This window comes from Streptomyces sp. WMMC940 (genome assembly GCF_027460265.1).
Taxonomy (GTDB): Bacteria; Actinomycetota; Actinomycetes; order Streptomycetales; family Streptomycetaceae; genus Streptomyces.
On sequence record NZ_JAPZBC010000001.1, the window covers coordinates 5,560,942 to 5,573,753 of the forward strand.

Sequence of the window (12,812 nt, forward strand, 5' to 3'; positions counted from 1 at the left end):
GGGCCTCCGGGGACCGATGGGGACGGGAACCAGAAGGATCCTCGTACTTAGGCTTACCTAAGTCAACTGGTTCCCGACGGCCTGTCGGTAAGAACGCTACCCAGGATTCGCGTCAGGGCAACGTCAGGATGTCCGCCCCGGTCTCCGTCACCACCAGCGTGTGCTCGAACTGCGCGGTCCGCTTCCGGTCCTTCGTCACCACGGTCCAGCCGTCGTCCCACATGTCGTACTCGTGCGTCCCGAGTGTCAGCATCGGCTCGATGGTGAACGTCATGCCGGGCTGCATCACGGTCGTCGCGTGCGGGCTGTCGTAGTGCGGGATGATCAGGCCGGAGTGGAACGAGGAGTTGATGCCGTGGCCGGTGAAGTCGCGCACGACGCCGTAGCCGAACCGCTTCGCGTACGACTCGATGACCCGCCCGATGACATTGATCTGGCGGCCGGGCCGGACCGCCTTGATCGCGCGGCTGAGCGACTCCCGCGTCCGCTCGACCAGCAGCTTCGACTCCTCGTCCACGTCGCCGCACAGATAGGTGGCGTTGTTGTCGCCGTGCACGCCGTTGAGGTACGCGGTGACGTCCAGGTTCACGATGTCGCCGTCGCGCAGCACCGTGGAGTCCGGGATGCCGTGGCAGATGACCTCGTTGACCGAGGAGCACAGCGACTTCGGGAAGCCCCGGTAGCCGAGCGTCGACGGGTACGCCCCGTGGTCGCACATGAACTCGTGTGCGACCCGGTCGAGTTCGTCGGTGGTCACCCCGGGGGCGATGAGCTTCGCGGCCTCCTCCATCGCCTGAGCGGCGATACGGCCCGCGACGCGCATCCTCTCGATCGTCTCGGCGTCCTGGATCTCCGGCCCGGTGTACGGCTTGGGCGCGGGCTTCCCGACGTACTCGGGGCGCCGGATGTTTCCGGGTACGGAACGGGTGGGAGAGAGCTTCCCTGGTACGAGCAGCGACTGGCCAGACATGCCAGCGAGTCTAACCGGGGGTTCCCGGCGCTCCGGGCGCCGGGAACGGCGTCGTCCTCGGGCGAAGGGGAAGACGTCGGGGCAGCATGGGTCAGAGGAAGGAGCCGACGATGGCCCTGTTCAAGAAGCGCACGGTGGGCAAGCCGGGCGAGTGGTACTACTGCCTGGAGCACAAGAAGGTCGAGGAGGGGCCCGAGTGCCCGGCGAAGGACCGCTTCGGACCGTACCCCACGCGCGAGGAGGCCACGCACGCGATGGAGCTGGCGCGGGAGCGGAACCTGGAGTGGGAGAACGACCCGCGGTGGCACGACGCACCGCGCGGCGGCGACACCGCCGCCGACTGACCGCGGGACGGACCTGGCGGCGGACCGGCGCAGGCCGTGCGCCGCAGGGTCCGTACCGTTTGCCGCACTCGGGCCTCTGCCGGTCGGTCTGCCGCACTCGGGCCGCGACTGCCGGACGGTCTGCCGCACTCGGGCCGTGTGGGCCGGGTTCGCCTGCCGTGGCGAGCCGTCGCGCCGGACCGTTGCCGGGTCAGGCGGTTGCGCACCGTGACGCGGCTCCGTCCCGTCAGACCGCCGTCCCTGCCGCCGCCGTCCCCTCCTTCTGGGCACGGCGGCGCAGGGCGTCCTCGTCCGTGGTCGCGTCGTATGTGACGAGCTTCGGCAGCGCAGCCGTCAGCAGGCCCACCGAGGCCACGCAGAGCAGCCCGCCGCTCCAGAACGCCGCCCGGGTGCCGGTCCAGCCGGCCACCGCACCCGCGCGCACCTGGCCCAGCTGCGGTCCCACGCTGTACGACAACACCTCGATGCCCGCGAGGCGGCCGCGCAAGGACTCCGGGATCGTCTGGTTCCAGATGGTGGAGCGGCCCAGTCCGCTGAGCATGTCGCCGGCGCCCGCGAAGGCGAGGCACAGCAGCACCAGCCAGATGTTCGTGAACCAGCCGGCCGCGGCGATCGCGAGCCCCCATCCGGCGGCGCCGAACACCACGAACAGGCCGTGCCGGCGCACCCGTGAGGTCCAGCCGCTGGTCAGGCCGAGCAGCAGTGAGCCGACCGACCCCGCCGCGTACATCAGCCCCAGCGACCACTCCGCGTCGAGTTCGTCGGCGAGGAACGGGAAGATCGTGTTGGGGAACGCGAAGAACATCGCGGCCAGGTCCACCGCGTACGTGCCGAGCAGCACAGGCCGGCTCCACGCGTACCGGGCGCCCTCCGCGATGCCCCGCAGCGACGGCCTCTCCGCGTCGTGCGCGGGCGGGGCGGGCGCGAGCCGGGTGCACAGCAGTACGGAGACCAGGAACCCGGCGACCGTCGTGGTGTACGCCGTCGCGTGTCCCGCGTACGCCACGACCAGCCCGGCCAGCGCGGGCCCGGCGATGGCGCCGAGCTGCCAGCGCAGCGCGTTGAGCGCGGCCGCGGCGGTCTGCCGGTCGTGCGGCACGATCCGGGCCATCAGGGAGTCCAGTGCGGGGCGCTGCAGACCGGCGAGCGCGGAGACACCGGCAGCGACGACATAGAGCGGCCACAGCGAGGGCTCCGGCAGCAACGCGTTGACCAGCAGGATCGTGGCCATCACGGCCATGCCGCCCTCGGTGAGCACCAGCACCCTGCGCCGGTCCACCGCATCGGCGAGCGCGCCCCCGTACAGCCCGAACCCGACCAGCGGCACGAGCTCCACGGCGCCCATGATCCCGACCGCGAGCGGCGAGCCCGTCAGGTCCTTGATCTGCAGCGGCAGCGCCACCATCGCCATGAAGCTGCTGAGGAACGTGACGAGCCCCTGCACCCACAGCAGACGGAAGTCCCGTGAGGAGCGCCAGGGGGAGAGGTCGGGGAGCAGCGCGCCGCCAAGTCGTGAAGCCACGAGCGGCCATGCTCGGCGGGGCGGGGCGGGTGCGGCAACCGAATTTCACCACCGCGCCGGCGGGGGCGCCGTGAGGTGGTCCGCCAGCCGGGCGAGACGGTCGCGGAAGGGCCTGAGGCCGCGCGGGCCCGGCGACGGCGGGACGTTCTCGCCGGCCGCCGCGCTCATGAGGTGCTGCACCGTGTCCAGGTCGACCTCCGCCGTCCCCGGGACCGTGAGCGTCTCGTGCGCCAGCCCGACGACCTCCGGGTCGCCGGCGTCCAGCGAGAGCACGGTCGCCCCGCAGCGCCGGGCGTCGTGGACCCGCTCCAGCAGCCCTCCGTCCGGCCGCTGCGGCGCCACCACCAGCAGTGTCTCCCCGCGCCCGGCCGCCGACACCCGGCCCAGACCGACGGCGAGGTGCGCCGGGTCCCCCGGGCGCACCCGGTGGCGTACGAGGGTGGGCGCCAGCTCGGGCTGCCCCGACCAGGCCGCCTCGTCCACGAGGTGCGCGGCGAGGTGCCACGGCTCGTACTCGGCCGTTCCCACCAGCAGCAGACCGCCGCCCTGGGGGACGACCGAGGAGCGCAGGGTGCCCGCGAACCTGCGGGCCGCCGCGGGCCACTCGGTCCCGGCGAGGACTTCCCTCAAGAGCGCGACGCGTACGGCATCCATGGGCCGGCATCCTGCCCCACGGGCGCGCCCGCCGCCCGCGGTTCCGCCGCGGTCCATCCGTACGGGACGGAGACCGCCCTGCTACCTGCGAGTAAGGTCGGATCATGACTTCTCAAGACAACGCCAGCGCACCGAAGCCCGCCACCAGGGACCCGTGGGACCTCCCCGACGTCTCGGGTCTCGTCGTCGGTGTCCTCGGTGGTACGGGGGACCAGGGCCGTGGCCTCGCCTACCGGCTCGCCCGCGCCGGGCAGAAGGTGATCATCGGTTCCCGGGCCGTCGAGCGTGCCGAGACCGCGGCCCGCGAGCTGGGCCTCGGCATCGAGGGGGCGGAGAACGCCGAGTGCGCCCGGCGGAGCGATGTCGTGATCGTGGCCGTGCCGTGGGACGGGCACGCCAAGACCCTGGAGGCGCTGCGCTCCGACCTCGCCGGGAAGCTGGTCGTCGACTGCGTGAACCCGCTCGGCTTCGACAAGAAGGGCGCCTACGCGCTCAAGCCGGCCGAGGGCAGCGCCGCCGAGCAGGCCGCGGCCCTGCTGCCGGAGTCCCGGGTGACCGCCGCGTTCCACCACCTCTCCGCGGTGCTGCTCCAGGACGAGTCGATCGAGGAGATCGACACGGACGTGATGGTGCTGGGCGAGGACCGCGCCGACACGGACCTGGTGCAGGCCCTCGCGGCCCGTATCCCCGGTATGCGCGGGGTGTTCTCCGGCCGGCTGCGCAACGCCCACCAGGTCGAGTCGCTGGTCGCCAACCTGATCTCGGTGAACCGGCGCTACAAGGCGCACGCGGGTCTGCGCGTGACCGACGTCTGAGCGGTACCGCCGCGGAAGCGGTGCCGCGTCACCGGCGCCGCGGGGGCATGGGGGACACTGGTGCGGAACAACCGTGACCGGACAGGAGCCGTCCCCATGCCCCGCCTCGCCCTCTACGCCCTCATCATCTGCGCTCTCGCCGTCGCCGCGGCGGTCGTCTCGTTCGTCGAGGGCAGCTGGCTGGGGATCGTGTGGGTGCTGCTGGCCGGTGTGTCGTCCAACATGGCGATCTACTACATCCGCCGCGGCAGGGAGCGGACGACGCCGACCTCCTGACCCCGCGCGCGGCCCGGCGTGCGGCATCCCGCGGCAGACCGCGCGCCCGCCCTAGCGGTCGAGCAGCGCCGTGCACTCCGGGTACTGCTCGGTCCAGAAGCGGTACAGGTCCTGGCCGCAGGCGACCTCCGCCCGGGACACCCCGAGCCCGTCCATCAGGGTGAAGATCGCGTCGAAGAACGCGTGGTTCACCTCCGGGACGAAGAGGACGGCGAACACCGCCAGCAGCCCGAACGGCGCGAAAGGCTCCACCTGACGGCGGAAGCCGTACGACAGCCAGGGCTCGATCACCCCGTACCCGTCCAGGCCCGGAACGGGCAGGAAGTTCAGGATCGCGGCGGTGACCTGCAGCAGCGCCAGGAAAGCCAGGGCGAAGCGGAAGCCGAGGGGCACGCCCTCGAGCGCACCGAGCCAGAACGGCGCCGTGCAGACGACCGCGAACAGGACGTTCGTCAGCGGGCCCGCCGCGGAGATCAGGCTGTGCTTCCAGCGCCCCTTGATCCGGTGCCGTTCGATGAAGACCGCACCGCCGGGCAGGCCGATACCGCCCATGATCACGAAGAGGACGGGCAGCACGATGCTCAGCACCGCGTGCGTGTACTTCAGCGGGTTGAGCGTCAGATAGCCCTTCGCGCCGACCGTGAGGTCGCCGCCGTGCAGGGCGGTGCGGGCGTGCGCGTACTCGTGCAGACAGAGCGACACGATCCAGGCGGCCGTGACGAACAGGAACACGGCGACGCCCGGGCTGTCCGCGAAGTCCGTCCAGACCGCCCAGCCCGTCACCGCCATGATCGCGGAGATGCCGAGGAAGACGGGCGAGACCGTCCGGTCGCTGGAGCGGGTGGTGGCCGAGGTCATCGAGGGTGCTCCCGGGGCGTGATCGGCTGGTGAGTGCATGGCTGGTTCGTGGTCGGCGGCCGTGATCGGCGGATCCGGATGCCGACCGTACAGGCGGCACGGCCGGAACGTCCCGGGCGGGGCGGGATTTCCGCAGCCCCGCGGGACCCCCGGGACCCCCGGGACCCGGCTACGCGGAGTCCACGGCCCGGCGCGCCGGGGGCGGCGTCCTCACCCCGGAGGAGGCCGCCGCCCTCGTGCACGACCGGAGCCGGGAGTTCAGGACTTGGCCCGGAACCGACTGATCGCCACCGGGGCCATCACCCCGGTGATCACCGCCGACCAGATCAGCGTCACCCACACCTCGTGGGCCACCGGGCCGCCGTTCATCAGCCCGCGAGCCGCGTCGGCCAGGGACGACAGCGGGTTGTGGTTGGTGAAGGTCTGCAACCAGCCGGGCATGGAGCCGGTCGGGGCGAAGATCGAGGAACCGAACTGCAGCGGCATCAGCACCAGGAACCCCATTCCCTGGATGGTCTGGGCGTTCTTCATCGTCACGCCCATGGTGAGGAAGATCCACATGATCGAGGAGCCGAAGACCATCGACAGACCGACGGCCGCCAGGAGACCCGGGACGTCGTTCGCGGACAGACCGAGCAGGAAGCCGACCGTCAACAGGATCGCGGTGGCGACCAGCATCCGGCCGATCTCGACGACGATCTTGGCGATCAGCACCGAGGAGCGGGCGATCGGCAGGGACCGGAAGCGGTCCATCACACCGCTACGGAAGTCCTCATTGAAGCCGGTGCCGACACCCATCGCGATGTTCATGCCCATCATCGCCATCAGTCCGGGGACGACGTAGTCGACATAGGCGTCGTGGTTGCCCGCGCCGGCGATGGCGCCGCCGAAGACGAACACGAACAGCAGGGTGAGGACGATGGGCATCAGCACCGCGTCCATCATGGACTGCGGGTCCTGCCGGATCCACAGCAGATTGCGGCGGACCAGCGCGCCGATGTGCCGGAGACTGCCGCGCAGGCCGATCCGCCCGCTGTGGGGGGCTGCTGCGGGAACGGTTGCCGTGGCGGCGCTCATGCAGCGACCTCCTGGGGGATCGTGTCGGTGACGGAAGCGGCCCGCCGGCCGGTGATGGCCAGGAAGACCTCGTCCAGGCTGGGCAGTTCGGTCCCGATGTCCGAGACGGCGAAGCCCCGGGCGCCCAGCAGGCCCACGACGGCGGTCAGTTGCTCGTCGCTGAGGATCGGGATGTGGAGCACGCCCTCGTCCGGGACGGCCTGGACGCCGGCGACGCCGTCGAGGCCCGCCTCGCGCACGGCCGAGGCCATCGCGGCCAGTTGCGCCGCGACGGCCGGCCGGATCCGCAGGGTGCGCCCGCCGACCTTCGCCTTGAGCTCGGCGACCCCGCCCTCGGCGATCACCCGGCCCCGGTCGACGACCGTCAGCGCGTGCGCCAGTTGCTCGGCCTCCTCCATGTACTGGGTGGTGAGCAGGACGGTGACGCCCTCGGTGACCATCCGCTGCACCTCGTCCCACACCTCGTTGCGGGTCCGCGGGTCCAGCCCCGTGGTGGGTTCGTCCAGGAACAGCACGGCGGGCCGGCCGATCATCGAGGCGGCCAGGTCGAGCCGGCGGCGCATACCGCCGGAGTAGGTCGCGGCGGGACGCTTCGCGGCGTCGGTGAGCGAGAACCGTTCCAGCAGTTCGTCCGATCGGCGCCGGGCGTCCCTGCGGGGCAGATCGAGCAGCCGCCCGATCAGGTACAGGTTCTCCCGACCGGACAGCTTCTCGTCCACGGAGGCGTACTGGCCGGTGAGGCCGATCGTGCGGCGCAGCTGCCGGGGCCGGCGCGCCACGTCGTGGCCGGCCACCGTGGCGCGTCCGGCGTCCGGGGTGATCAGAGTGGAGAGGCAGCGGACCAGCGTGGTCTTGCCGGCGCCGTTGGGCCCGAGGACCCCGAGGACGGTGCCCTCCCGGACATCGAGGTCCACCCCGTCCAGCGCCTTCGTCTCGCCGTAGTGTTTGACGAGGCCCCGTACCTCGACGGCGTTCATGTCGGTTCGCGTCATGAGGCAACCGTCCCAACCGCCGCCGACGGGCCGCCGACATATCGCCGACGGGCCGCCGACACCCGGCCGTAAGTCAGGACCGGCAGCCCTCGCCGTGGCCGAAGAGCCACGAACGGTGCGGCTTGCAGTGCTTCGAGCGAACCCTGACCCCGCCGTCGGTGAGGCCGTGGGGTTCGTTGCCGATGCCGTCGGTGATGACGGTGCGAACCCTGTTGCTCCTCGCGCTGATCACCGACAGGCTGTCACTCCCGGCGTTGGCGAGGTACACCTGGCGGCCGTCGGCGGTGAAGGCGATGTCCTCGGGGTTCAGCCCGATGCCCTCGGTGATGACGTCGACGACCTTCTCCCGCTTGGTGTCGACCACCGCGACGCTGCCCGGCTGATCGGGGTCGTCCGCGTCCAGGCTGACGTAGAGGCGCTTGCCGTCCGGGCTGAGTGCCAGGTCGTCCGGGGTGTTCCCGAGCGGGATCGAGGCGATGACGGTGTTGCGCCTGGCGGCGATCACCACGAGGGCGTCGTCGCCGGGGGCCGTCACGTAGACGCGCTTGCCGTCAGGGGACACCACGACGTCCTCCGCCCCGTCGATGTCCTCGATCACCTCGATGACCTTGTTGCGGGATGCGTCGATCACCGACACCGAGTCGCCGCCGTTCGCCACGTAGACGCGCCTGCCGTCCGGAGAGACGGCCGCCCCCTGCGGGGTCTCGCCGATCCCCTCGGTGATGGTGGCCACGACGGCGTTCTTCTTGGTGCTGATCACCGACACGCTGTCGTCGCCCGCGTTGGGCACGTAGAGACGCCGGCCGTTCGGGGACACCGCCACTTCGGTCGGAATGTCACCTACGGGGATGGTGTCGGTGACGTCGTCGGTCTTCGTGTCGATCACCGAGACCTGGTCGCTTCCCCGGTCGGCCACGTAGACGTATCTGCCGTCGGGCGACCCGGCCACCCCTCGTGGGTCGTCGCCCACGCCGGTGGTCGCGACGACCTTCTTGGAGTCCGTGTCGACCGCGGACACCGTGTCGTCATCGGCCAGGGTCACGTACATGTAGTCGCCCGGAGGTACGGCGAACGCCGTTCCGGGCGCCATCAGGGCCGCGATCGTGGCGGCCGCCACCACGGGCGACAGTGCTGCGGCCAGACGCCTGGGGTTTGCGGAGCGCGCGCGCCACGGCCGCCTCGGTCCGGTCCGGGCCTTCCTGAAGCGCGGCGCTGCTTGGTCCACCGTCACAACATTCCTCCGGGTTTCGCTGTCGCTGCCAACGGAACGGCCGTGCGCGATCGCACGAATGCCATGCAGGGCACCGCTCCGGGCCGGCCGGCGGATCGCGCGTGGCCGGGGCGATCTCACCACGCCTATCTGCTGAAAATGCATTAATTCTTGCTATTTCAAGCGATATTGACTCGATGGGATGCATTCCGTCGTCCCGGCGCCCGGGACGTCCGCCGACCGCCCGCCGCCGTGTGCCACCAGGTCATCGGTGTTGCGTACATGACGGCGTTGATCCTCGGCGGTACGTACCTCGACGCAGTTCCGCCGCCGGAAGCTGACGGCGGGACGCACGACGGGGGCGGGGCCGCTGTTCCTCGGTTTCGCGGCGAAGCCGGCCATCACGGGCAGCTGAGCACCGCCTCGGCGTCCGCCGGGGCTCGTGGCGAAGCCCTTGACGTGGCGGTGCTCTCGGCAGCCGCCGGGGCCGGCGCGTGGCCCGACTGCGTCCGGAAAGGAGGCAGCCCGCCGACGGGGGAAGATCGGCGGGCTGCCGTGGTGCCGCAGTGGCTCGTGAGGTCTGGGTGGTGCCGGTGCGGGCACCGGCGCCCGTGGGCGGTCAGTGGAAGGTGTGCTCCTCGGCCGGGAACGCACCTCCGGCGACGTCCTCGGCGAACGCCTTCGCCGCGTCGCCCAGCGTCTGCCGCAGATTCGCGTACTGCCTGGTGAAGCGCGGCACCTTGCCGCCCGTCAGCCCGGCCATGTCCGTCCAGACGAGGACCTGCGCGTCCGTGTCCGGGCCGGCGCCGATACCGATGGTCGGGATGTGCAGCGAACGGGTGACCTCGGCCGCGAGCTCGGCGGGTACGAGTTCGAGGACGACGGCGAACGCTCCCGCGTCCTGGGCCGCCTTGGCGTCGCGCAGCAGCCGGTGGGCGGCCTCGTCCCCGCGGCCTTGCACCCGGTAGCCCATCGTGTTGACCGACTGCGGGGTGAGGCCCAGGTGGGACATGACCGGGATGCCCGCCTGCACCAGCATCTCGGTCTGCGGCAGGGAGCGCTCCCCGCCCTCCAGCTTGACGGCGCCGACCCCGGCCTCCTTGACCAGCCGGGTCGCCGAGCGCAGCGCCTGGACGGGACCCTCCTGGTACGAGCCGAAGGGAAGGTCGCCGACGATCAGGGCGCGCTTGGTGCCCCGTACGACGGCCGCGGACAGCAGCGTCATCTCGTCCATCGTGACGGGCACGGTGGAGTCGTAGCCGAGGTGACAGTTGCCCATCGAGTCGCCGACCAGCATCACCGGGATGCCGGCCTCGTCGAAGACGGACGCCGTCATGGCGTCGTAGGCGGTGAGCATGGGCCACTTCTCACCGCGCTCCTTGGCGGCGGCGATGTCGTGGACGGAGATGCGGCGAGTGCCCTTGCCGCCGTACAGCGCCTTGCCGCTGCTGTCGGCGGGCCGCGTCTGGGCAGCCTGAAGCGTCATGGTGAACGGCTCCTTCGTCATCTCGAGGCGCCCTGACGGCGTCCCCGGACCGCGTCCATGGTGGCATCCCCGCGCCCGCCGCGTGAAGTGGCCCCGTTCACACCGACGCCAAATTGGCCGGTCCCGACACCGATGGCCCAGCATTTCTATACGAGACGGTGCCGTATAGAAATACGCTGCGGTCATGTCCACACCGCCGGGCGCACCCCCCGCCCCACCCCGGGTTCCGGAAGCCGTTCACCGACGCCGCTGGCTCATTCTGGCCGTCCTGATGTTCACCGTGCTCATCATGGTGCTGGACCACTCGGTCCTCAACGTGGCGGTCAAGACCATCGCCTCCCCCGCGCCCGTGGGGATCGGCGCCACACAGGGGGAGCTGGAATGGGCCATCAACTCCTACACCCTCGTCTTCGCCGCCCTGCTGTTCACGGCCGGTCTGATCGGCGACCGCGCTGGCCGCAGGAGGACCCTGCTGTTCGGCATGGCCGTGTTCGGCGTCGGCTCGGCGCTGGCCGCGTTCTCGGGCTCGTCCGGCGAGCTCATCGCGTACCGGGCGGTGATGGGCTTCGGCGCCGCGTTCGTGATGCCGGCGACCCTCGCCGTCCTCATGAACGTCTTCGAACGGGACGAGCAGCCCAAGGCCATCGGCATCTGGGCGGGCGGGGTGGGCATCGCCATCGCCCTCGGCCCGCTCACGGGCGGGCTGCTGCTCGAACACTTCTGGTGGGGCTCGATCTTCCTGGTGAACGTGCCGGTGGTGATCGTCGGATTCGTCGCGATGGCCCTGCTCATCCCCGACTCCAGGGACCCCGACCCCGGCCGGATCGACCCCGTCGGCGTGCTGCTGTCCATCGTCGGGCTCGTCCTCCTCGTCTACGGGATCATCCACGGCGGTGAACTCGCCTCGCTCTCCGACCGGTCCGTGCTGCTGCCCCTGGTCGGCGGGCTCGCCGTGCTGGCCGTGTTCGTGGTGTACGAGCACCGCATCGACCACCCGGCACTGGACTTCTCGTACTTCAGGAATCCCGCGTTCTCCGCCGCGATCACCGCGACGGCGCTGGCCTTCCTCTCGATGATGGGCGTCGCGTTCTTCTCGGTGTTCTACCTCCAGAGCGTGCTCGGCCACAGCCCGCTGCAGGCCGGTCTGCTGGTGCTGCCGCTCGCGGTGGCCCAGTCGCTGTTCGCGCCGCGCGCCCGGCTGGCCGTCGCCCGGTTCGGGGCCAAGGCGACCTGCACGGCCGGAATGATGATGATCGCGACCGGGCTCGCCTGCTTCGCCTTCTTCGACGCCTCGACCCCGCTGTGGGCGCTGGAGCTCGCCTTCTTCGTGCAGGGCGCAGGCATGGGGCACGTCATGTCGCCCGTCACGGTCACGGTCATGCAGGCGCTGCCGAGGGAGAAGGCGGGCGTGGCCTCCGCGATCAACAACACCTTCCGGCAGATCGGCGGGGCGCTGGGCGTGGCCGCTCTCGGCTCGCTGCTGTCCGCCGCGTACCGGGGCGGGATCGAGAGCACCCTGGAGCGCGCCCCCGGCGTCCCGGACGAGGCGAAGCACGCGGCGGGCGAATCGCTGGAGGCGACACTGGCCGTCGCCGAGCGGCTCGGCCCCGCCGGACGGCTCCTGATCGCGCCCGCGCACGAGGCGTTCCTCGTCGCCATGCACCTGGCGGCGCTGTCCGCGGCGACGGTGACCCTCATCGGCGCGGTCGTCGTGGCCACCTATCTCCCCGGCCGCCGGAAGTCCGCGGACGCTCCGGCCGTGCCGGACGAGCGCCCGGCGGCGGGGGTGGCGCGGGGATGACCGGGGTCCGCGAGAATCGAGGGACCCGCCGAGGGGCGGACCGGGAGACGCGACGAGATGCGCTTCACGGAAGGGCGCCACGGGGAGGGCGGGGCGGAGTGGAGGCGGCAGTGTCGAGCGGGACCGGAGCGGCACGGGACACGGGTACGGGCGGGAGGCCGGGCGCCGTGACCGCCCCCGGGGCGGGCGCGAGCGCTCCGCGGCGCGGCCGGCCCCGCAGCGAGGCGGCGGAGCGCTCGATCCGCCAGGCGGTGGTGACCCTGCTTGAGGAGGGGCTGCCGCTGGGCGACATCTCCATCGAGCGCATCGCCCGTACCGCCGGGGTAGGCAAGGCCACCATCTACCGGCGCTGGGCAGACAAGGAGGAGCTGTTCGTCGACGTCCTGCGGGACATCGAGCCACCGGATCCCGAGATGCCGGGCACCTCCGCCCGTGACGACCTCGTCGTCATGCTGGAGTCGGTCCGCCTCCGCGGCCTCGCCCAGCGCTCGTCCGCGCTGCTGCACAACGTCCGCGCCCAGATGAAGAGCCATCCCAGGCTGTGGGAGGCGTACGTCGCCACAGTCATCGACCCGCGTCGGGCGACCGTGCTGGAGATCCTGCGCCGAGGCGTCGCCCGCGGCGAGATCCGCGACGACCTGGACATCGACCTGCTCAACGACCTCCTGGTCGGCCCGATGCTCGTGCGTGCCGTGATGCGCCCCGACGCCCCGCTGCCCGGCGACCTCGCGGAACGCATGGTCACGGCCGTGCTGGAGGGCCTCGGACCTTCGTCGTCCTGACCTTCCGGCGGGAGGCCGCCTCGAC

13 protein-coding genes are annotated in these 12,812 nt (G+C 71.5%); 5 read left to right on the top strand and 8 right to left on the bottom strand.

The annotated features are described in order from the left end of the window. Window positions 1–112 precede the first annotated feature (112 nt). The gene (gene map / locus O7595_RS24545; RefSeq protein ID WP_269730779.1) at window positions 113–970 is read right to left on the bottom strand and encodes a type I methionyl aminopeptidase; all 858 of its coding nucleotides are present in this window, start codon (window positions 968–970) and stop codon (window positions 113–115) included. A gap of 110 nt (window positions 971–1,080) precedes the next feature. Here map and O7595_RS24550 point away from each other — a divergent pair, with 110 nt between their 5' ends. Then, window positions 1,081–1,314 (top strand): hypothetical protein, encoded by a 234-nt coding sequence (locus O7595_RS24550; RefSeq protein ID WP_269730780.1) that lies wholly within the window; start codon window positions 1,081–1,083, stop codon window positions 1,312–1,314. A 226-nt stretch (window positions 1,315–1,540) separates the two neighbouring features. Here the strand turns inward: O7595_RS24550 and O7595_RS24555 are convergent, their stop codons facing one another. Then, window positions 1,541–2,836 (bottom strand): MFS transporter, encoded by a 1,296-nt coding sequence (locus tag O7595_RS24555; RefSeq protein ID WP_269730781.1) that lies wholly within the window; start codon window positions 2,834–2,836, stop codon window positions 1,541–1,543. A gap of 45 nt (window positions 2,837–2,881) precedes the next feature. After that, window positions 2,882–3,490, bottom strand: coding sequence for a hypothetical protein (locus O7595_RS24560; protein ID WP_269730782.1), 609 nt, complete (start codon window positions 3,488–3,490; stop codon window positions 2,882–2,884). 104 nt (window positions 3,491–3,594) lie between these two features. Between O7595_RS24560 and npdG the strand changes: the two genes are divergently transcribed. Further along, window positions 3,595–4,305, top strand: a complete 711-nt coding sequence (gene npdG, locus O7595_RS24565; protein ID WP_269730783.1) for an NADPH-dependent F420 reductase — start codon at window positions 3,595–3,597, stop codon at window positions 4,303–4,305. A 96-nt stretch (window positions 4,306–4,401) separates the two neighbouring features. Further along, entirely contained in the window at window positions 4,402–4,581 is a 180-nt protein-coding gene (locus O7595_RS24570) for a hypothetical protein (protein ID WP_269730784.1), read from the top strand. A 51-nt stretch (window positions 4,582–4,632) separates the two neighbouring features. On the opposite strand, the gene O7595_RS24575 is transcribed toward O7595_RS24570, so the two are convergent. The 5 genes from O7595_RS24575 to panB form a co-directional block, all read right to left on the bottom strand. After that, the gene (locus O7595_RS24575; RefSeq protein ID WP_269730785.1) at window positions 4,633–5,439 is read right to left on the bottom strand and encodes a site-2 protease family protein; all 807 of its coding nucleotides are present in this window, start codon (window positions 5,437–5,439) and stop codon (window positions 4,633–4,635) included. Between the two features lie 258 nt (window positions 5,440–5,697). Then, on the bottom strand, window positions 5,698–6,516 hold the full coding sequence (locus O7595_RS24580; RefSeq protein ID WP_269730786.1) for an ABC transporter permease: 819 nt from the start codon (window positions 6,514–6,516) through the stop codon (window positions 5,698–5,700). Then, complete coding sequence (locus tag O7595_RS24585) at window positions 6,513–7,508, bottom strand: ATP-binding cassette domain-containing protein (protein WP_269730787.1); 996 nt, start codon at window positions 7,506–7,508, stop codon at window positions 6,513–6,515. The genes O7595_RS24580 and O7595_RS24585 overlap by 4 nt, the downstream gene beginning before the upstream one ends. Window positions 7,509–7,581: 73 nt before the next feature. Next, window positions 7,582–8,625, bottom strand: a complete 1,044-nt coding sequence (locus tag O7595_RS24590; RefSeq protein ID WP_269730788.1) for a YncE family protein — start codon at window positions 8,623–8,625, stop codon at window positions 7,582–7,584. Window positions 8,626–9,337: 712 nt separating this feature from the next. After that, the gene (panB, locus tag O7595_RS24600) at window positions 9,338–10,204 is read right to left on the bottom strand and encodes a 3-methyl-2-oxobutanoate hydroxymethyltransferase (RefSeq protein ID WP_269730789.1); all 867 of its coding nucleotides are present in this window, start codon (window positions 10,202–10,204) and stop codon (window positions 9,338–9,340) included. Between the two features lie 184 nt (window positions 10,205–10,388). Here panB and O7595_RS24605 point away from each other — a divergent pair, with 184 nt between their 5' ends. Next, window positions 10,389–12,005, top strand: a complete 1,617-nt coding sequence (locus tag O7595_RS24605; RefSeq protein ID WP_269730790.1) for a DHA2 family efflux MFS transporter permease subunit — start codon at window positions 10,389–10,391, stop codon at window positions 12,003–12,005. A gap of 167 nt (window positions 12,006–12,172) precedes the next feature. Next, a complete protein-coding gene (locus O7595_RS24610) occupies window positions 12,173–12,787 on the top strand; it encodes a TetR/AcrR family transcriptional regulator (protein ID WP_269730791.1) in 615 nt (204 codons plus the stop codon). Window positions 12,788–12,812 lie beyond the last annotated feature (25 nt).

What these genes read in the sequence shown, in the direction of transcription:
- O7595_RS24605 (WP_269730790.1), top strand. Translation starts at nt 10,389, where the DNA reads ATGTCCACACCGCCGGGCGCACCCCCCGCCCCACCCCGGGTTCCGGAA.
- map (WP_269730779.1), bottom strand. Translation starts at nt 970, where the DNA reads ATGTCTGGCCAGTCGCTGCTCGTACCAGGGAAGCTCTCTCCCACCCGT.
- O7595_RS24585 (WP_269730787.1), bottom strand. Translation starts at nt 7,508, where the DNA reads ATGACGCGAACCGACATGAACGCCGTCGAGGTACGGGGCCTCGTCAAA.
- panB (WP_269730789.1), bottom strand. Translation starts at nt 10,204, where the DNA reads ATGACGCTTCAGGCTGCCCAGACGCGGCCCGCCGACAGCAGCGGCAAG.
- O7595_RS24575 (WP_269730785.1), bottom strand. Translation starts at nt 5,439, where the DNA reads ATGACCTCGGCCACCACCCGCTCCAGCGACCGGACGGTCTCGCCCGTC.
- O7595_RS24570 (WP_269730784.1), top strand. Translation starts at nt 4,402, where the DNA reads ATGCCCCGCCTCGCCCTCTACGCCCTCATCATCTGCGCTCTCGCCGTC.
- npdG (WP_269730783.1), top strand. Translation starts at nt 3,595, where the DNA reads ATGACTTCTCAAGACAACGCCAGCGCACCGAAGCCCGCCACCAGGGAC.
- O7595_RS24560 (WP_269730782.1), bottom strand. Translation starts at nt 3,490, where the DNA reads ATGGATGCCGTACGCGTCGCGCTCTTGAGGGAAGTCCTCGCCGGGACC.
- O7595_RS24580 (WP_269730786.1), bottom strand. Translation starts at nt 6,516, where the DNA reads ATGAGCGCCGCCACGGCAACCGTTCCCGCAGCAGCCCCCCACAGCGGG.
- O7595_RS24550 (WP_269730780.1), top strand. Translation starts at nt 1,081, where the DNA reads ATGGCCCTGTTCAAGAAGCGCACGGTGGGCAAGCCGGGCGAGTGGTAC.